Source organism: Nocardia sp. NPDC005978 (assembly GCF_040614455.1).
In the GTDB taxonomy this organism is placed as follows: Bacteria; Actinomycetota; Actinomycetes; order Mycobacteriales; family Mycobacteriaceae; genus Nocardia.
In genome coordinates, this window is sequence record NZ_JBEXUS010000038.1 from 1 (window position 1) to 17,616 (window position 17,616).

A 17,616-nucleotide genomic window follows, 5' to 3' on the forward strand; every position below is an offset into this window, starting at 1 on the left:
TGCCCGCGGCCGCCGTGGGCGCGGGCGTCGGCGCCGCGGTCGGGGCGGCCAACGGCGTCATGGCGCCGGCCGAGGTCGTCCCCGCGGGGTAGTGCCGATAGCAACATTCGAGTGATCGGCGAATGGACGGGCCGGAATCCCCTAATGGGGGTTCCGGCCCTTTTGCCCGAATAGCACCGCAATTAGCTAACTTTCGGCAATACGGACGATTCCGATAGTCCGATTCGACCACCAATCCGGTTGACCGACGGGTCCGAATGTCGGGCGTCGATGTCCCCCGGATAGAAAGGTCGTAATGGCCGCAGGTAAGCACCGCGCGCTCAACCCGCATCGCAACAAGGTCGGAAATGTTGTCGCGGCAGGCGCGGTTCCCCTAGTCTTGGCGATCGTCGGATCCGGCGCCGCCAATGCCGCTCCGGCAGAGCCCAATCCGGTGACGCAAACCGACGACGCGCCCGCTCAGTGGCCCGCCGCCGACTCACCGAATGTCATGCCCTACGAGGGCATGCAGATCCCGAACGAAACCTACAGCTCCATCCAGTGGTCGCGGTCGGCCCCGGACAAGAGCTACCTGGCGCCCGTCGGCGTGCTCCACCCGCCGGTTCCGGTCGCCCCGGTGCCGCCGATCGCCCCGCCCGCCGGAAAGTTCCGCTTCGGCGACGTGTCGGTCGACGCCCCGACCTGGATGGACAAAGAACAGGCCATCCAGATCAACGATCAGTCCGCGCAGACCGAAGCGAACATCGCGACGTTCCTCGATTCCATCGGAATGGAGCGCAGCCGCTCGGATCGCATTGCCGGACAGACCATGGGCACCGCCGCCATGGGTGCGGTGGCCGGTGCCAGCGCGTCTATGCCGGTCGCGCTCACCTCGGCGACCGTCGGCGCGGTCCTGGGCCTCGTGGTCGGCCTGCCGCTGTTCCCGGTCGGCCTGGTCGCGGGTCCCGCGGCGGGTGCCGTGGCCGGCGCCGCCGCCGTAGCCGTACCCGCAGCCGTGGCCGGCGCCGCGGTGGGTGCCGCGGTCGGTGCGGTGAACGCGTTCAACGCTCCGCCGCGCGTCGTCGGCAACTGATTCTCCTCGTCGACACCATTCTCGCGGTAGTACAGCGTTCAGTAGTGCGCGCGCGGCGGGAACCGGGGGTGAGGTCCGGCTCCCGCCGCGCGTGAAAGTTCTTACAGCCGTAGCGATCAGACCGTCAGCAGGGACGCGGTGCGGGTGAACAGGGCGCCGCCCGCGGCCAGTGGCAGCAGCGCCGAATCCAGCCCGGCGGTCTCGACGGCCCGGGCATCCGGATAGGTGAGCACGCTCTCCAGCGCCCGCGGACCGGACAGCGCGTCGTCGGTCACCGCGTCCGCGCCCAACTCCAGTCGATGCCGCAGCAGCGGCGTGGCGCCGATGTCGGCGTGCAACTCCCCCGACCAGTGCCCGTGCGTCTCCCCGATCCGCCCGATCTGCACCCTTTCTCGCAGTCGCAGGCGTGCGTTCTCCCCCAGCGACACCGTGGTGAACGTCTCGTGCTCGGCGCCGCCCGCAACCACCGTGGGCTCCGGATCGAAGTCCAGGTCACCGTCCGCGCCCACCTCGAAGCGCCAGTGCGCCACCGACTTCCGGGTGTGCCGCCCCGGCAGCGCGATGGTGGCCGCCACCGAGCGCACGATCAGCCGGGCGCCCGCGCCCACCACGATCGAGATGTCCACCTCGTCGCCGCCCAGGGGGGTGGCGGCCGTGCCGATCAGGTGCACCGTGTCGGGCCCGGTGTGCCGGGCCGCCAGGCCGCCGACCGCGTGCAGTCGCGGCAGGGTTCCGGCGGCCGCGACGATACGCAGCTCAGTGCGCACGGATCACCGGCCCGCGGCCGGTCGGCGCGTCAATGCGCATGCGGCGCAACGGCGGCGGCGTCCTGTTCGGCGGCCAGGCGCAGCTGCTCGCGCACCCAGGTCAGGACCGGCGTCGCCGCCGGATCCTCGGTCAGCGAGGTGAACACGAAGGGCCTGCCCTCGCGCACCTTGCTCGAATCCCGGTCCATGACGGCCAGATCCGCGCCCACCATCGGCGCGAGATCGGTCTTGTTGATAACCAGCAGATCCGAGAACGTCACCCCCGGACCGCCCTTGCGCGGCACCTTGTCGCCACCGGCGACATCGACCACGAAGATCTGCGCGTCGATCAGGCCCGAGGAGAAGGTGGCGGTCAGGTTGTCCCCGCCCGACTCCACCAGGATCAGATCCAGCGGCGGATTGGCTTCGATCAGATCGTCGATCGCGTCCAGGTTCGCCGTGATGTCGTCTCGAATGGCGGTGTGCGGGCAGCCGCCGGTCTGTACGGCGGTGATGCGCTCGTCGGCCAGCACCGCGTGCCGCCGCAGGAAGTCCGCGTCCTCGGTGGTGTAGATGTCGTTGGTCAGCACGGCGAGCGACAGTTCCTCGCGCAGCTGCCGGCACAGTGCCGCCACCAGCGCCGTCTTGCCCGACCCCACCGGTCCCCCGACCCCGATCCGCACCGGCTCCCCCGCCGTGCGCTCCCGCCGCGGCCGGTCCGGCCCGTGATCGTGCGGCTCTCCATCGATGAAATGAGGTGGCATACCGCCCATCCTGACGCACGCACGTAAACCGCGTGTAACCCGCCACCACGAACGCGCGCCGGGTCGCACCTGGAACCGCACCCCGGCGTGGAAACACCGTCCCCGGCGGTCAGGACGCGAACAGCGGCATATCGCGCCGGAGATGGCGTTCGGCCAGGACATCCTGGAGCGGGTCCGACAGGGCCGTGAGAGACCCGGCGGCCGTGCGGGCGGTGTCGTCGCACAGGGCCGACAGGCGGATGGTGCAGGCGGCCACCGCCGCGGGGTCCAGGGCCAGCAGGCGCTGGGCGGCGGTCGCGGCGCCGGTCATGGTGGTGTAGACGACGACCGCGGCGACCTCTTCGGGCGCCGCGGCACAGGCGATACCGACGACGCCGAAGACGGTGGACAGGTGCGGGCGGGCGGGCAGGCCGGTCCAATCCGCTTGCGGCCACACCTGTTTGGCCAGGCGCAGCAAACCGCGGCCCTGGGCGCGCGACGCCGTGCGTGCCGACGGAGACGGGGTGCGGGCATCGGCTTCGAGTTCGGCGCGGGCGGGGGTGAGCTCGCCCGCGCACACCGCGGCGGCCAGGGCGGCGGCCACCGCGCCCGAGGTGCGCACGCGACGACGCAGATACAGCTCGACGGTGCGAACGTCGCGAACCAGACCCGAGGCGATGGCCTCCTCGATGCCGCCGGAGTGCACGTGCCCGCCGATGGGCAGGCGCGAGTCCGCGAGATTGAGCAGGGTGGCCAGGCTCATCGGCGCTGCTCCGGGGATCGCATCGTTCAATCTTAGAGCGAAGCGGACCGGACGCTTGACCTGAACCCGGGGTGAGGTTGCAGGCTTAGCGACAGTCGAGTTCTAGGAGTTGCCGTGCACGCCATTCGCCTCGCGACCTTCGGGTCCGCCGAGAATCTGCGCTACGAGACCGTCGAAGACCCCGTCCCTGGACCGGGGCAGGTGCGCGTCGCGGTCGCCGCGAGCGGAGTCCACGTCATCGACACCGCCATCCGGCGCGGCGTCGCGGCGGGACCACTGCCCCTGCCCGAACTCCCCACCATTCCCGGCCGCGAGGTCGCGGGCCGCGTGGATCTGATCGGTCCCGGCGTCGACGAGAGCTGGCTCGGCCGCGACGTCGTCGCCCACCTGGGACCGGTGCCCGGCGGCTACGCCGAGTTCGCCGTCACCGACACCGAGCGCCTGCACGAGATTCCGGCCACCCTGGACGCACCGGCCGCCGTCGCCATGATCGGCACCGGCCGAACCGCCCTGGGCATACTGCAATTCGCCGACATCACCCCGGACGCCGTCGCCGTCGTCACCGCCGCCGCGGGCGGCATCGGCACCCTGCTCGTGCAGTACCTGAAGAACGCCGGGGCCACGGTCATCGGCGCGGCGGGCGGCCCGGAGAAGATCGACCTCGTCGCGCGCAACGGCGCGGATCTGGCCGTGGACTACTTCCGCCCCGACTGGGCCGATCGGATTCGCGCCGAGTTCGGCGACCGTCCCGCACAGGTGCTGTTCGACAGCGTCGGCGGCGAAACCATCCGCGTCGCACTGGGTCTGCTCGCGCCCGGCGGCACGCGCCTGATCTACGGCTTCGCCGACGACACCGCCCCGATCACCGACGAGGAGCAGGCCGTCCTCGGCGTGAGCTCCCGGTTCGTGCTGGGCCCGCCCATGCTCGAGCGCGCGGGCGGTCTGCGCAATCTCGAAAACCGCGCACTCGCCGAGGCCGCCGCGGGTCGCCTGCGCCCCGACTTGCACCGCTTCCCCCTCGCCCAGGCCGCCGCCGCCCATCACGCCATCGAAACCCGGGCCACCACCGGCAAAGTCGTGCTGATCCCCTAGCCTCTCACTCCCGCCCGCGGAAGCTGCGTTCCATGAAACGCTGGGTCGCGCCGCGGCGCAGGTCCGTCCACGCCTGGACGGGGCCGGTCCACCACGGGGTGATCTCGTGCGGGCGCGACACCACCGCGTGGCACACCAGATCCGCGGCCTCGGTGGCGGTGAGCCCGGGGACGCCGGTGAAATCGCTGGGCGCGCTCATCCGCGTGTGCACCAGGGGCATGTAGACCGAGGTCGTCGTGACATTGTCGACGGCGATCTCGGTCGCCACCGTGCGCAGCCAGATGTCGAAGGCCGCCTTCGACGCGCCGTAGGCCGCCCAGCGCGGGGCGGGCGGCATACGCAGGCCCCAGGTCGAGATATTGACGATGTGACCGTTGCGGTGTTCGCGCATGCTCGGCAGCAGGGTCAGCAGCAATCGCACCGGGCCCAGGTAATTGACGTCCATCGTGCGGGTGAAATCGTGGAAGCGGTCATAGGATTCGTCGAGTGAACGGCGAATCGACTTGCCCGCGTTATTGATCACCACGTCGATCTGCCCGTGTTCGGCGAGCAGCGCGGCCCCGAGTTCCTCCACCGCCGCCATATCGGTGATGTCGGCGCGATAGATGTGCGCGACGCCGTCGGCCGCGCGGATCTCGGCGGCCACTTCTTCGAGATCGTCGAGGCTGCGCGCCACCAGCAGCACGATCGCGCCGGCCGCGGCCAGCTTCTTGGCTGCCGCCTTGCCGATGCCGTGCGATGCGCCGGTGACCAGCACCACGCGCCCGGACACGGCCTCGCGCAGTTCTTTCGGTCGCGGGCGGGTGGTCGGATACAACAGCCTGGTAGCGACTCGTTCGGCGAACGGCCGCCCGTTCGAGCCGGAGTTCTCGGTGGTGTTCGGCGTCGAATTCTCACCCACGCTTCGACTGTAACCGCGTTAACGCGAGCGGGGGGCTGAGTGGAAATACCCGGGGCACACAGAGTTTTGCTACGGGATCGAGAACGTCCCCGACCGGAAAAGATGGGATGCATGTCGGCACAGACTCCGCCACAGCGGGATTCGGAAAACATCTCCATCGGCGGCTGGGTGGCCCGCGCGATCGCGGTGGTGATCTTCCTGCCGTTGCGCCTGCTCTGGGAGGGCTGCAAGCTTCTGGGCCGCGTCGTGCTCACGGCGCTGCAGTACATCCTCGATCATCTACTGGTCCCGATCGGCCGCTTCGTCCGGCGCTGGATCGTGCGACCGGCGATCGTGTTCGTCAAGGATTACCTGTGGGGCCTGCTGATTCAGCAGCTGCTGTGGGGCGCGATCCTGACCCCGCTGGGCGCGCTGCTGCTCGACTTCGTGCTGCGGCCGCTGAAAAACGCCGTGGAGCAATGGATCTGGCGGCGGGCACTGCGCCCCGCGCTCGTCTGGCTCGGCACCCGCGTCATCGCCCCGGCCGCCCGGTGGATCGATCGCCGGATTCTGCGGCCCGTGGGCCGGGCCGTCGCCGCGATCACCTGGTTCCTGGTCAAATGGCTGATCATCGCCCCGGCGGTGGCGATCTGGCGCTGGATCGTCCTGCCGATCGTGCGCGTCTTCGGGGCCGCGCTGGCCTTCGGCTGGCGGGTGGCCACCATCGTCGTCGGAGTCCTGGTGGTGGCACCCTGCCGCTTCCTGTACCGCACCGTGCTGCGGCCGCTGTTCGCCGCGATCGCCACCGCGTGGCGGGCGACGGTGGTGCGCCCGCTCGGGTGGCTCTACGCGAAGGTCGTGCGACCCATGAACAAAGCGGTCGGCGACATCATGAGCGCGGTGTTCGGCCGCTGACCCCGGCGATGATCGCCATGATCCCCAGCAGGATCGCGCCCGCGGTGGTGGCCACGTGCATGCCCTGCACGAACGACGCGCGCGCGGATTCGATCAGCGCGACGTTGTCCCCGGCATGGGTGATGGTCTCCCCCAGCGTCTGACCGAAATCACCGCCGTTGCGGAACACCAGCGCGGCGAGCGAGCCGAGCAGCGCCAGGCCCAGGCCGTTGCCGAGCTCGAAACTGGTCTCGGAGATCCCGACCGCGGAACCGGCGCGCTCGGGGGGCACCGAGGACACCGCAACCTCGGACACCAGGGTGAACGCGATACCCAGTCCGGCGCCGGCGATCACCGTTCCGGCGATGTAGTAACCGATCCCGTCGTGCACGCCCATGCCCAGCAGCAGCAGATTGCCGATCGAGGCCATACCCAGCGCCAGGACGAAGCTGCGCCGGTTGCCCAGCCACCGCCCGACCCGCGCGCCGGTCATCGAGCACGCGAAAACCGTGACGGCCATGGGGATTCCGAGCAGGGCCGCCTGCAGTGGATCGCGGCCGGTCACCGATTGCAGGTAGGTGCTGGTGAGGAAGCTCATGCCCGCCAGGGCCAGCATGCCGACCGTGCTCGAGCCGATGGCGACCGAGAACAGGCCGCGGCGGAACAGGCTCAGATCCAGCAGCGGTTCGCTCAACTGCCGCTGGCGGCGCACGAACAGCACCAGCAGCAGCAATCCGACCAGGCCGATGCCGATCGCGGGCGCGTCGAATCCCTCGGCGGCACAGTGCTTGACCGCGTAGACCAGCGGCAGGATGCCGCCGATGGACAGCGCGACGCTCCACAGATCCAGCGGGCCCAGGGCCGAGGAACGGTGTTCGGGCAGCAGCAGCGGACCGAAGACCAGCAGCACCAGCAGCACCGGGGTGTTGATCAGGAAGACCGAGCCCCACGAGAAGTGGTGCAGCAGTACGCCGCCGATGATCGGGCCGACCGCCGAGCCGCCCGCGAAGAACGCGGTCCACACGCCGATGGCGGTGGCGCGGGCCCGGGCTTCGGGGAAGAGGTTGGAGATCAGCGCCAGACTCGACGGCAGCAGGGTCGCACCGCCGACGCCCATGAGCGCGCGGGCCGCGATGAGCACCGGGGCGCTGGGAGCGAAGGCCGCCAGCACGGACGCGACGCCGAAGACCGTGGCGCCCGCGAGCAGGATGTTGCGCCGCCCGATGCGATCGCCCAGGTTGCCCATGGTGATGAGCAGGCCGGCGATCATGAAGCCGTAGATGTCCAGGATCCACAGCTGCTGGGTCGCCGAGGGATCCAGGTCCGCGGTCAGGGTGGGCATGGCCAGGTACAACACGGACATATCCATCGACACCAGCAGAACCGGCAGCAGCAGCACCGCCAGTCCGGCCCAGGCGCGGCGCGGCGTCTGCTCGGCAGAGCGCGCGAGAGTACTGGTCATCACCTATCCTTCGGGCTGAATTTTCGGGTCGCTCGCGGCGGCCCGGGAAGTCGGAGCGGCCGTGCGTACGACGTACGCGTGGGCCGGGGTACAGTGTACGCACGCCATCGTGGAAAAGGGAAGAATTCATCCGATGACCGAGGCCAAGCTCACCCGGACGGCCATTGTCGAGGCCGCAATCACCCTCGCCGACGAAGCCGGACTGGACGCGCTGTCCATGCGCCGCATCGCCGACCGGATGGGCGCCGGCGCCATGTCGCTGTACCGGCACATCCCCAACAAGGACACGCTGCTGGCCGAGATGACCGACGAGGTGTCACGGCGCAATCCCTACCCACCCGCCGACGGACAGGGCTGGACCTGGCGCGATCGGGTGCGCATCGCCGCCGAGGTGGATTGGCGGCTGTACCGCGAACATCCCTGGGTGCTGTTCACCTTCGCGGTGCCGCGCTACAACTTCGGCGAGCACAGCCTGGTCGTGCTGGCCTGGCTGGTCGAGGGCTTCCGCGAACTCGGCGTCGACACCCGCGAGGCGACCCGCATGTCGCTGTCGGTGTGGAGCTACATCGCCGGGGTCGCCCTCCAGCACGTCAGCGCGCATCTGCTCGCGGTGCGCGACACCGAGGCCGAGCCCGGCTCGGGCCTTACCGCGCTGCTGGACGGCGACCCGCGCTGGCCCACCCCGCCCGCGCTGGCCGACCTGCACGGAATCGGCGATGCCGGACTGCTGGACCCCATCGTCATGCTGGACAGCGGCTTGGCCGCGCTGTGCGACGGGTTCGAGGTCCGCACCGCGCGGTAACCCGCCGGCCGTTTCCGCGCGCGGCGATGAATTCCGCCGCCGCACATCGTCCCCACTGGTGCACGCGCTGCACATCCGGCGTTCCCGCATGCGCGTGTCCATTCGATCGACGAGGAGATGACATGGCATTCACCCCGGGCACACCCTGCTGGTTCGACGTCACCACACCCGATATCGGCGCGACCGCGGAGTTCTATCGCGGACTGTTCGGCTGGACCGCGCAGGACATGGGAGCCGAGGCCGGGCACTACACGCGACTGTCGCGGGAAGGGGCGCAGGTCGCGGGCATCGTGACCGCGCTGGCCGACGACGGCTCGGTCAAACCCGCGATCTGGCTGCCGTACTTCGCGGTCGAGGAGGTCGCCGCGACCACCGCCGCGGCCGTGGCGGACGGCGGCGCGGTGTTCCTCGAGCCGCGAGAAGCGTTCGGGGAGTTGGAGTTCGCCATTCTCACCGATCCGGACGGCGCGCCCTACGGCATCACCCGCCTCCACACCGCATCCGGCACCGAACGCTGGGGGCAGTACGACAACCCGTGCTGGATCGAGTACGGCGCGGTGCGCGCGCCCGCCGAGGCGCTCGCCCACTACGGGCGGGTGCTGGGCTGGAAGTACGGCAACGCCGCCTGGGAGACCGCGACGGAGAATCCGTATCAGGCGATCTCGCTCGACGCGGGTCACGAGTTCGGCGGCGCGCATCGGGCGACGGCCGGGGAGCCCGCGCCGTTCTGGGGCACCACGATTCGGGTCGCCGACGCGGACAAGGTCGCGGCGCGGGCAATTGAACTGGGCGGCAGCGTCATTCAGGAGCCGCGGGATCTGCCGGGTCCTTCCCGGGTCGGGGTCATCGCGGATCAGGCCGGGGCGGTATTCGGAATCATGGCCGTGGGCTGAGGGGCATCGCCTCACGGATGAGCCGCCGGTCACCGGGTCTCGGCCGACATACGCACGGCCATCGCCCGCAATCGGGAGTGCCCTGAACCGCGGGACCCGGACCTGCCGATCGTGGGCCACGGCGTCGACCGCGCGACCCAGCGGTACCAGCCGGGCTCGGCGATCAGTTCTCGATGTCACCGTCGAGGTAGACCCAGTCGCCGTCGGCGCGGCGGAAGCGGCTGTTCTCGTGCAGCGCGCCCGCCGCGCCGCCGGCCCGGTAGTGCGCGCGGAACTCGACCGTGCCCTCGGAGTGGAACGGCCCGCCGCCGGTCGCGCCGAGAATCTCGAGGCGCTCCCAGCGGGTGCCCGGATCGAAGTCGACGTCGGCCGGGCGGGTGCCGGGGTCCCAGCTGCGCAGCAGATACGCCTCGTCCCGCACCGCGAACGCGCTGAATCGCGACCGCATGAGCTGTTCGGCGGTACCGGCCCGCATCGTTCCCGCGTGCAGCCGGCCGCAGCAGTCCGCGTAGGTCGCGGGCAGGCCGCAGGGGCAGTCGGTAGCGACCGGACGGGGCTTTCCACGCTTGGACATGGGCACCATTGTGCTGGGACCGGACCCGGTGCTGGACGGCGGCATACCGCACCCCCTACCGCCCCGCACCCGCACGCCCGCCCGGCGCATTCGCGCATGGCCCGATGCACGAGGCGGCCGACGCCCGTGCAGTCGGCCGACATTCGAAAGCGCGGTCGCAGAACACATATGGGCACATTCATCGGCCGCGAGACAACCGCGCCCCCTGCGCGGGTGCGCGACCGGGGCTCGTCACGACGGCTGGTGGCCGGCGGTGGGCGCGACCGTGGCCGTGGTGGCCCGGCCGTCCTTGACGTGCGCCGCGCCGCCGTGATCGCCCTGCCACATGATCGCGGCCAGCAGACCGACCATCAGCACGAGCGTGGCGACCGGAGCGACGAGGACGACGGTGTGGCGCAGGCGGTTTCGCAGGGTCTCGGATTCGGGGTCAGCGGGCTCCCGTGGCGCCATGAACCCGGGCGGCGGGAAGGTGGGTCCGTACGGGTCGCTCATACCCACCGACGGTATTGACCGGGCAACCGGCATACAAACAGCAATCGCGAGAACTGCGCCACACCGTCAACCAAACGCCAGGTCAGGGACGGTCGGTGAGCTATAACACGTCTCAGTCGGCGTCTTTTACCACCGCGTAGGCGAATCCGTCCCAGCCCTTGCCGCCGACGGTCTGCACGGCGGTGGCCTCCAGGGTCGGCTCGGCCGCGAGCAGCTCGAGCACCTCGCGGCTGGCGCGCACCGCGGCATCGGCCGAATCCGGGTCCGCGATCCCGCCGTGGCGCACCACGTTGTCGACGATGATGACCGAGCCCGGGTGGGTCAGCCGCAGCGCCCAGGTGACGTAGTTCGCGTTGTTGACCTTGTCGGCGTCGATGAACACCAGGTCGAACGGTTCGGACTCCTCCTCGGCGAGCACCGGGAGCGTGTCCAGCGCGGCGCCGACGCGAATCTCGACCCGGTCCCCCACCGCGGCGCGGTCCAGGTTCTCGCGCGCGACCTCGGCGTGGAGGGGCTCGAATTCCAGGGTGACGACCCGGCCGTCCTTGCCGACCGCGCGGGCCAGCCAGGTGGTGCTGTAGCCGCCGAGCGTGCCGATCTCGAGCACGCGGCGCGCCCGGGCGGTCCGGGCGAGCAGGTACAGGAACTTGCCCTGCGGCGGCGACACATCGATGGCGGGCAGCCCGGCGGCGGCGTTCGCCTCCAGGGTCGCGGAATCCCCGTCTCCCACCAGGGTGTCCACCAGATAGCGATCAACATCGGCCCAGTCGGCAGTAGTCATGCTCGCCAGTCTGCCACCGGGGCGAGAACGCCGGTCCCCTTCGATTCAGCGTGATCGGGATCCGGGGGCCGCGTGTGCGGGATCCGAGCTGCATCGCGACCGAGATCGACGCCTTATCGCGACCGGGCACCCGCACGACGCCGCGGCGAGGGTCCACGCGGTATCGCGGCCGGGTCCACATGCCGCGATCCGCGCGCCTACCCGCGTCAGAACAGGAAGTAGCGCTGCGCCATCGGCAGTTCGGTGGCGGGCTCCTCCGCCCAGACCTCGCCGTCGATCCGGACGGTGAAGGTGTCGGGATCGACCTCGATGCGCGGCATGGCCTCGTTGCGCGGCATGTGCTCCTTGGTGCGCTTGCGAACGTTGGCCACCGGCACCAGTTTTCGATTCACCCGCAGGCGATTCGGCAGCCCGTCCTCGATGGCCTGCTCGGACACGAACGACAGCGAGGTGCCCGCCGCCACCACCGGCGCGGCGCCGAACATGGGCCGGGGCAGCACCGGCTGCGGGGTGGGAATCGAGGCGTTGGCATCACCCATGGCGGCCCAGGCGATCATGCCGCCCTTGAGCACCGCGTGCGGGCGCACCCCGAAGAAGGCAGGCTCCCACAGCACCAGATCGGCGAGTTTGCCGACCTCGATGGACCCGATCTCGTGATCGAGCCCGTGCGCGACCGCCGGGCAGATCGTGTACTTCGCGATGTAGCGCTGCACCCGATTGTTGTCCGCCGCACCGTCTCCCGCGAGCGGGCCGCGGCGCTTCTTCATCACGTGCGCGGTCTGCCAGGTGCGCATGACCACCTCGCCGATGCGGCCCATCGCCTGGGAGTCGCTGCCGATCATGGAGATCGCGCCCATGTCGTGCAGCAGATCCTCGGCGGCGATGGTGGAGGGCCGGATCCGGCTCTCGGCGAACGCCAGATCCTCGGGGATGGACGGGCTCAGGTGATGGCACACCATGAGCATGTCCAGGTGCTCGTCCAGGGTGTTGACCGTGTGCGGCCGGGTCGGGTTGGTGGAGCTGGGCAGCACGTTGAGATGCGCTGCGACGGTGATGATGTCGGGCGCGTGCCCGCCGCCCGCGCCCTCGGTGTGATACGAGTGAATCGCGCGGCCGCGAATGGCGGCGAGGGTGTCCTCGACGAATCCGGCCTCGTTCAGGGTGTCCGAGTGCAGGGCCACCTGCACGCCCGACGCGTCGGCGACGGTGAGGCAGGCATCGATCGCGGCCGGGGTGGTGCCCCAATCCTCGTGCAGCTTGAAACCCGCCGCGCCGCCGCGCAATTGCTCCCACATGGCCTCGTGCCGCACGGTGTTGCCCTTGCCCAGCAGCACGATGTTCACAGGCCAGCCGTCGGTGGCCTCGAGCATGCGGCCCAGATGCCAGGCGCCCGGGGTGACGGTGGTGGCCTTGGAGCCCTCGGCCGGGCCGGTGCCGCCGCCGATGAGCGTGGTGATGCCGCCGCCCATGGCCTCCTCGAGCAGCTGCGGGCAGATGAAGTGCACGTGGGTGTCGATGGCGCCCGGGGTGACGATGCGCCCGTTGCCCGCGATGATCTCGGTCGAGGGACCCACGACCAGATCCGGGTGCACACCCGACATGGTGTCGGGGTTGCCCGCCTTGCCGATGGCGCTGATGCGACCGTCACGAATGCCGATGTCGGCCTTGATGATTCCCCAGTGATCGATGATGACCACGCCGGTGATCACGGTGTCCGGGGCGCCTTCGGCACGGGTGGCGCGGGCCTGGCCCATGGATTCGCGCAGGACCTTGCCGCCGCCGAACACCGCCTCGTCGCCCGCCAGACCCGGTCCGCCGCTGCGGTCTTCGGTGATCTCGATGAGCAGGTCGGTGTCCGCCAGGCGAATTCGATCGCCGGTCGTGGGTCCGAAGAGTTCGGCGTAGCGGGCGCGGGAGAGTTCGGCCATCAGGCATCCAGCTTTCCGGGAGGGGTGAGGCTGATGCCGTGGACTTCGCGGGTGCCGCCCAGCGGGACCAGCCGAACCCGCTGGGCCAGACCGGGTTCGAAGCGCACGGCGGTGCCGGCGGGGATGTCGAGCCGGTGGCCGTGCGCGGCGTCGCGATCGAAATCCAGCGCGGCATTGGCCTGCGGGAAGTGCACGTGGCTGCCCACCTGCACCGGCCGGTCGCCGGTGTTCACCACCTCGAGTTCGAGGCGTTGCGCGCCGGGGTTGAGTTCGATGGTGCCTTCGGCGCAGAGGTATTCACCGGGGATCATGGGCGTCAGCCGATCGGGTGGTGGACGGTGACGAGCTTGGTGCCGTCCGGAAAGGTGGCTTCGACCTGCACGTCGTGGATCATCTCCGGGACGCCGGGCATGACGTCGTCACGGGTGAGCACACCCCGGCCCGAGGACATGAGCTCGGCCACGGTGCGGCCGTCGCGCGCGCCCTCGAGCACGTGATCGACGATGAGCGCCACCGATTCCGGATGGTTCAGCTTGAGTCCGCGCGCCTGCCGCCGGCGGGCCAGCTCGGCCGCGTAACTCAGCAGCAGGCGTTCCTGCTCGTGCGGCGACAGTCGCATTCGGGCTCCTCACCGAGGTCGCGGGCGGGTCGTCGGCCATTCTGACACGGTCCGGGTTAACCCCGTGTTTCGGTGCGGGCCGGGCAGTTCGGCGCTGCCCGGCCCGGCGCGCGACGCCAGAACCCAGCCCGGTCGTTCAGTTCTGGGTGAGGTTCTGCAGCCGGACCTGCCCGCGCGCCACGGTGCGGTCCTGTTCGTCGGTGATGACGACGACCCAGAGTTGCTGCGAGCGGCCGCGATGCACGGGGGTGGCTTCACCCTTGAGCGTGCCCTCACGTACCGCGCGCAGGAAGTCGGTGTTGTTGTTGACCCCGACGACGGTCCCGCGCTCCCCCAGCCACGCGCTGCCCGCGATGCTGGCCAAGGTCTCGATGACGGTGCAGTACACGCCGCCGTTCACGATCCCGGCGGGCTGGAACTGCTGCGGGGTGACCACCCACTCGGCGGTGACGCGGTCGACGCTGAGCTCGGTGAACTTCAACCCGATGAGATCGGTGAAGGTGCCCTCACTGAATTTGGTCATGAGCTCGGGTGTCACGTCGGCCATGGACTTGATCTGGGAGAAGTCGTCGGTCATACCGTCACATTCGCACGGGCCCCGGAAATACGAAGCGGCGGGCTCCCCTCGACCGCGGCAGTGGCCGCACTCACCGGCGAGGCCCGTCCATTGGCCACCGGCGGTGATGACCGGACGGGATGGCGGGTCGCCTTGAACAGCGGTGCTGACAGCCTCAAAGCTCGGAACCGTGAGGACTCGGCCCGGATGCCGACACCACCACTTGCTAGTTAGGTAAGCCTGACCTACACTAGTGGTGGCGCTTGGATCGAGCGAGACCCGGAGGGCTGCCGCGGTCTCGATCTCCTGCCGGGCGGTGGGTTCCCAGCTTCGGCTGCGAGAACCCACCGCCCTTTTTCTTTCCCCAGCGGAGCCCGGTCGGTCAGCCACCGACCGAGAACCCCGCCGCCGCGGACCCACCTCGACATCGAACACGGTTCCGTGCCAATCAATCCCACGTCGTCGAGCGCGAGGCTCGAAGACCACCGACAGACTTCTCCCACGAACCGCACCGAAAGATCCACATAGACAACCTTGCAAGTAAGGTAAGCCTGTCCTACTATCAGTGTGGCGTTTGGATCGAGAGAGGCCCCGAGGGCTGCGGCGGCCCCCGATCCCGTGCCGGCGGTGGGTTCACTCCAAGCGGGGTGGACCCACCGCCCAATTTCCGCCAATCCGAAGTACACCGCGTTTCGCCGTAGTGCGCCTGAGTCACATCCCGGTTCGACTGCAGTCTCGTCCCAGCGCCCAGGGGTCGCGAACGCCCGATTTCATTTCACTTCTGGCGCAAGCAATTCCCGCCAAGGGGCGACCTCGATGCACAGAACCTGCATCAAAATCGAACGCACCCAGAAGCAGGCCGGGCCGTCGGTGGTGGACACCCGTTCGCCCGTGGGAAGAAGCAGTGTGGTCACGGCCGAGATCTCCTCGTGCGCAGACGGAATGAACGCGCGATCCCCAGCGGGGAAGGCAAAAACAAGGGGACACTCAGGCGCCAACGGCCAGGCAGTTGCGAGTTGGCGCCCCCTTGCCCACTGACTAGAAGTTGCACTGCGGCGGTACCGCAGGTTCAAGGAACTGCGCCAACTCATCACACTTGCCAGTCCGACGCGCTGGCCGTCGTCGAGAACGGATACGCGCTGATGGAGGACTCGATAGCCCTGGCCCTAGATGCAGATCTCCCGGGCACTCGCCCGCGTCCTCGACACTCTTCGCGCACGAGCACTCGAACCCGCCGCCTAGCGGCGAGCCGGTCATCCCCGCACCGGCCGGCAACGGTGACTGAAGCCGGCCGGCGTGGGAATGCGTATCCGAGAAGTCCTGGAGCAGGGTCCATGGACCCGGCGCCATCCCTGCTCCCGGTCTACTGCCCAGTACGACCACCCGCCGGCGGCCCGGGCTATCCGACGGCGCCGCGGGCGGTACTGCTCGTGCATCAACTCACTCGGATGTCACCAGCGCTCGTCGCACCCACACCTGCTTTCCCACAGCCAGTTTCGGTCGTGCCGGGTCGTCGGTTCGGACTCAATCCGGTGGTTCCTGAGGTTCGGGGTGTGTGCCGGGGTCCTGCGGTTCCGGAGTCGCGCCGGGATCGCGCTCGGGATCTTGCAGATGATGCGGGTCGGTACCGGGGTCCTCGGTGTCCAACTCGTGTGCGTGATGCGGCTCGGTCATCGGTTCCCTCCTTCGGTGAGGCGTGGGGCCCACGCCGATCAGTGGATGCCCGCTCACGCGAGCTACCCCAGCCGCCGACACGCAAACCGTTCCGAGCCGATCACCGCTTGCCCGACCCCAGCGCCCCGATTCGGTTCTCGGACGCGTGCGCACCTAATCCTGTAGTCGCGTGACCCTCTACCTGACCACGCCGCAAGGGATTTCACGCTTCCGGCACACGCACCAGCACGTACCGGTGTCGGGCCGCTAGCGACACATGAGTGCCTTCGCTTGGTCATACAGTGGTTCGACGGCCGGGTTCGCCGCGTCACTGTTCGCTCCGGTGCACACCAACGCGGCGTAATCCAACAGAAGTGTCGGCTGATGAGCTCTCTGCAGCGCTTCGAATTCCGCCCCCGCCGCATTTTCGGACGCATCGACAGTGTCTGGAACCGATGGGGCGTTCTCGGTTTCAATCACCACGATCTGACACATAATGTCGGAGAACTTCGCCAGATCGCCGGGCTTCAGCGAGCGCAATATCTTCAATTGCACCGCCGGAACGTCAGTGACCGCGGGGGCGTCGGGCATGGACCCGAGTTCTGGATGTTGCTTTTTCACCAGTTCGTTCGAGGCCACGGTGAACGCTTGCCTGTCGGCAAGCGCTTCCGCCTCTGTTGGATTGGCGCCCTCATAGCGAACACAGCCCGTATCCGTAGAGTCTTCTCGCTGACCCGCGGTCGACACCCCACCCGGTGAACCAGCGTGTGGGTGTGAGGAACCGGCGCATCCTGCCAGCGCCACCAACACGCACACAACCAACAGCGCAACGTGGCACGAATGCAAACTCGTTCGAATCTGCCTGCTCATGGGAAACCTCTGAATCGAATACTTCGCGATCAACTCGACGGATGGAACCCGCGCAGTCCGCGCGTCCGATGCAGCCACGCCGCCGGGCAACCGATTTGGTCAGCACCCAGCCCGTCACTGGTCCCAGAAACCGACTGCCGCCAATCCGACTCCCTGGTGTCGGAGCCTGCGACTCTTGCGGCTCTGCCCGGTCAAGGATACGTTTTCGCGGGCACCGCTGTGCGGATTCTCGCTGAGCACATGCCTTTTGCGAACCTCGCGCGGCGACCGGCCGACTGATGCGATGAATCAGCGCGGATCATCAACCTCCTTGAGCGACCAGCCGCAAATCGCACAATCACGGCGCTACCCCGCGCGGTTGGAACTGCACCGAGCACGGTCGGTAAATTGCGGGGGTGCATGTTTGATTCGCCCGCCGAACGACCGGACGGCGGCTGATCTGTCGCCGTTCACGGTGCGCGCCCATCGGAACTGGTCCACGCCTTCGACTCCGAACTGCTATGTGGTCATCGAAAGTCCTTGCCCGGCCGGTCCCGGATGGCACCGCGTTCCAATGGCTTTGACCGACAATGATGATTCGACTCGAACGCGAACGGTGCCTGCCGGTCCCCGCGAGACCGGTCTCATCGATCACAGTGGAGCTGTTCAGATCTCGCGATCACGAGCGGCTCGATGGGACAGACGCTCAGTGAAGGTCCCGGCCCACGCCTCGGTCTCGACTTCTCGTCAGGCAGCGGACGCACCCGCCCGACTTGACCGGCCAGAGAAGTGACGCTCGGATCAGTTTTGGCGCAAC

20 protein-coding genes are annotated in these 17,616 nt (G+C 69.1%); 5 read left to right on the top strand and 15 right to left on the bottom strand.

Annotated features, from left to right (window positions below; all coding sequences use genetic code 11):
• The first annotated feature begins 295 nt into the window (after nt 1-295).
• Nucleotides 296-1,072, top strand: a complete 777-nt coding sequence (locus ABZ319_RS18865) for a hypothetical protein (protein ID WP_354987707.1) — start codon at nt 296-298, stop codon at nt 1,070-1,072.
• A gap of 116 nt (nt 1,073-1,188) precedes the next feature.
• Here ABZ319_RS18865 and ABZ319_RS18870 read toward each other — a convergent pair whose 3' ends face one another.
• From ABZ319_RS18870 to ABZ319_RS18880, 3 genes are all read right to left on the bottom strand, one after another.
• A complete protein-coding gene (locus ABZ319_RS18870; RefSeq protein ID WP_354987708.1) occupies nt 1,189-1,839 on the bottom strand; it encodes an urease accessory protein UreD in 651 nt (216 codons plus the stop codon).
• Nucleotides 1,840-1,868: 29 nt separating this feature from the next.
• Complete coding sequence (gene ureG, locus ABZ319_RS18875) at nt 1,869-2,582, bottom strand: urease accessory protein UreG (RefSeq protein ID WP_354987709.1); 714 nt, start codon at nt 2,580-2,582, stop codon at nt 1,869-1,871.
• Nucleotides 2,583-2,691: 109 nt separating this feature from the next.
• Nucleotides 2,692-3,324, bottom strand: a complete 633-nt coding sequence (locus tag ABZ319_RS18880; protein ID WP_354987710.1) for an urease accessory UreF family protein — start codon at nt 3,322-3,324, stop codon at nt 2,692-2,694.
• 114 nt (nt 3,325-3,438) lie between these two features.
• On the opposite strand from ABZ319_RS18880, the gene ABZ319_RS18885 reads away from it, so the two are divergent.
• Nucleotides 3,439-4,416 (top strand): zinc-binding dehydrogenase, encoded by a 978-nt coding sequence (locus tag ABZ319_RS18885; protein ID WP_354987711.1) that lies wholly within the window; start codon nt 3,439-3,441, stop codon nt 4,414-4,416.
• A 4-nt stretch (nt 4,417-4,420) separates the two neighbouring features.
• Here ABZ319_RS18885 and ABZ319_RS18890 read toward each other — a convergent pair whose 3' ends face one another.
• Nucleotides 4,421-5,317, bottom strand: a complete 897-nt coding sequence (locus tag ABZ319_RS18890; protein WP_354987712.1) for an SDR family NAD(P)-dependent oxidoreductase — start codon at nt 5,315-5,317, stop codon at nt 4,421-4,423.
• Between the two features lie 111 nt (nt 5,318-5,428).
• Here ABZ319_RS18890 and ABZ319_RS18895 point away from each other — a divergent pair, with 111 nt between their 5' ends.
• Nucleotides 5,429-6,211 (top strand): hypothetical protein, encoded by a 783-nt coding sequence (locus tag ABZ319_RS18895; protein ID WP_354987713.1) that lies wholly within the window; start codon nt 5,429-5,431, stop codon nt 6,209-6,211.
• On the opposite strand, the gene ABZ319_RS18900 is transcribed toward ABZ319_RS18895, so the two are convergent.
• The gene (locus tag ABZ319_RS18900) at nt 6,186-7,652 is read right to left on the bottom strand and encodes an MFS transporter (protein ID WP_354987714.1); all 1,467 of its coding nucleotides are present in this window, start codon (nt 7,650-7,652) and stop codon (nt 6,186-6,188) included. The two genes, ABZ319_RS18895 and ABZ319_RS18900, sit on opposite strands and share 26 nt — an antisense overlap.
• A 133-nt stretch (nt 7,653-7,785) precedes the next feature.
• Here ABZ319_RS18900 and ABZ319_RS18905 point away from each other — a divergent pair, with 133 nt between their 5' ends.
• Nucleotides 7,786-8,454 (top strand): helix-turn-helix domain-containing protein, encoded by a 669-nt coding sequence (locus ABZ319_RS18905; protein ID WP_354987715.1) that lies wholly within the window; start codon nt 7,786-7,788, stop codon nt 8,452-8,454.
• Nucleotides 8,455-8,576: 122 nt separating this feature from the next.
• Entirely contained in the window at nt 8,577-9,347 is a 771-nt protein-coding gene (locus ABZ319_RS18910; protein WP_354987716.1) for a VOC family protein, read from the top strand.
• 163 nt (nt 9,348-9,510) lie between these two features.
• On the opposite strand, the gene ABZ319_RS18915 is transcribed toward ABZ319_RS18910, so the two are convergent.
• From ABZ319_RS18915 to ABZ319_RS18960, 10 genes are all read right to left on the bottom strand, one after another.
• Nucleotides 9,511-9,921: a YchJ family metal-binding protein gene (locus ABZ319_RS18915; RefSeq protein WP_354987717.1), complete on the bottom strand. Its 411-nt coding sequence runs from the start codon at nt 9,919-9,921 to the stop codon at nt 9,511-9,513.
• A gap of 231 nt (nt 9,922-10,152) precedes the next feature.
• The gene (locus ABZ319_RS18920) at nt 10,153-10,413 is read right to left on the bottom strand and encodes a hypothetical protein (protein WP_354987718.1); all 261 of its coding nucleotides are present in this window, start codon (nt 10,411-10,413) and stop codon (nt 10,153-10,155) included.
• Nucleotides 10,414-10,525: 112 nt separating this feature from the next.
• Nucleotides 10,526-11,194, bottom strand: coding sequence for an O-methyltransferase (locus ABZ319_RS18925; protein WP_354987719.1), 669 nt, complete (start codon nt 11,192-11,194; stop codon nt 10,526-10,528).
• A gap of 206 nt (nt 11,195-11,400) precedes the next feature.
• Entirely contained in the window at nt 11,401-13,122 is a 1,722-nt protein-coding gene (locus tag ABZ319_RS18930; protein WP_354987720.1) for an urease subunit alpha, read from the bottom strand.
• Nucleotides 13,122-13,433: an urease subunit beta gene (locus ABZ319_RS18935; RefSeq protein ID WP_354987721.1), complete on the bottom strand. Its 312-nt coding sequence runs from the start codon at nt 13,431-13,433 to the stop codon at nt 13,122-13,124. The genes ABZ319_RS18930 and ABZ319_RS18935 overlap by 1 nt, the downstream gene beginning before the upstream one ends.
• 5 nt (nt 13,434-13,438) lie before the next feature.
• Nucleotides 13,439-13,741: an urease subunit gamma gene (locus ABZ319_RS18940; RefSeq protein ID WP_354987722.1), complete on the bottom strand. Its 303-nt coding sequence runs from the start codon at nt 13,739-13,741 to the stop codon at nt 13,439-13,441.
• A 136-nt stretch (nt 13,742-13,877) separates the two neighbouring features.
• Complete coding sequence (locus ABZ319_RS18945; protein WP_354987782.1) at nt 13,878-14,288, bottom strand: PaaI family thioesterase; 411 nt, start codon at nt 14,286-14,288, stop codon at nt 13,878-13,880.
• 779 nt (nt 14,289-15,067) lie between these two features.
• Nucleotides 15,068-15,211 carry a hypothetical protein gene (locus ABZ319_RS18950; protein ID WP_354987723.1) on the bottom strand — a complete coding sequence of 48 codons (144 nt, stop codon included), beginning with the start codon at nt 15,209-15,211 and terminating at the stop codon, nt 15,068-15,070.
• A gap of 610 nt (nt 15,212-15,821) precedes the next feature.
• Nucleotides 15,822-15,971, bottom strand: a complete 150-nt coding sequence (locus ABZ319_RS18955; protein ID WP_354987724.1) for a hypothetical protein — start codon at nt 15,969-15,971, stop codon at nt 15,822-15,824.
• A gap of 246 nt (nt 15,972-16,217) precedes the next feature.
• The gene (locus ABZ319_RS18960; protein ID WP_354987725.1) at nt 16,218-16,820 is read right to left on the bottom strand and encodes a hypothetical protein; all 603 of its coding nucleotides are present in this window, start codon (nt 16,818-16,820) and stop codon (nt 16,218-16,220) included.
• Nucleotides 16,821-17,616: the final 796 nt, after the last annotated feature.

Bases quoted from the DNA above. Each gene is read 5' to 3' on its own strand.
- ABZ319_RS18865 (WP_354987707.1), top strand. From the start codon at position 296: ATGGCCGCAGGTAAGCACCGCGCGCTCAACCCGCATCGCAACAAGGTC.
- ureG (WP_354987709.1), bottom strand. From the start codon at position 2,582: ATGCCACCTCATTTCATCGATGGAGAGCCGCACGATCACGGGCCGGAC.
- ABZ319_RS18880 (WP_354987710.1), bottom strand. From the start codon at position 3,324: ATGAGCCTGGCCACCCTGCTCAATCTCGCGGACTCGCGCCTGCCCATC.
- ABZ319_RS18895 (WP_354987713.1), top strand. From the start codon at position 5,429: ATGTCGGCACAGACTCCGCCACAGCGGGATTCGGAAAACATCTCCATC.
- ABZ319_RS18900 (WP_354987714.1), bottom strand. From the start codon at position 7,652: ATGACCAGTACTCTCGCGCGCTCTGCCGAGCAGACGCCGCGCCGCGCC.
- ABZ319_RS18905 (WP_354987715.1), top strand. From the start codon at position 7,786: ATGACCGAGGCCAAGCTCACCCGGACGGCCATTGTCGAGGCCGCAATC.
- ABZ319_RS18910 (WP_354987716.1), top strand. From the start codon at position 8,577: ATGGCATTCACCCCGGGCACACCCTGCTGGTTCGACGTCACCACACCC.
- ABZ319_RS18915 (WP_354987717.1), bottom strand. From the start codon at position 9,921: ATGTCCAAGCGTGGAAAGCCCCGTCCGGTCGCTACCGACTGCCCCTGC.
- ABZ319_RS18920 (WP_354987718.1), bottom strand. From the start codon at position 10,413: ATGAGCGACCCGTACGGACCCACCTTCCCGCCGCCCGGGTTCATGGCG.
- ABZ319_RS18925 (WP_354987719.1), bottom strand. From the start codon at position 11,194: ATGACTACTGCCGACTGGGCCGATGTTGATCGCTATCTGGTGGACACC.
- ABZ319_RS18930 (WP_354987720.1), bottom strand. From the start codon at position 13,122: ATGGCCGAACTCTCCCGCGCCCGCTACGCCGAACTCTTCGGACCCACG.
- ABZ319_RS18935 (WP_354987721.1), bottom strand. From the start codon at position 13,433: ATGATCCCCGGTGAATACCTCTGCGCCGAAGGCACCATCGAACTCAAC.
- ABZ319_RS18940 (WP_354987722.1), bottom strand. From the start codon at position 13,741: ATGCGACTGTCGCCGCACGAGCAGGAACGCCTGCTGCTGAGTTACGCG.
- ABZ319_RS18945 (WP_354987782.1), bottom strand. From the start codon at position 14,288: ATGGCCGACGTGACACCCGAGCTCATGACCAAATTCAGTGAGGGCACC.
- ABZ319_RS18955 (WP_354987724.1), bottom strand. From the start codon at position 15,971: ATGACCGAGCCGCATCACGCACACGAGTTGGACACCGAGGACCCCGGT.
- ABZ319_RS18960 (WP_354987725.1), bottom strand. From the start codon at position 16,820: ATGAGCAGGCAGATTCGAACGAGTTTGCATTCGTGCCACGTTGCGCTG.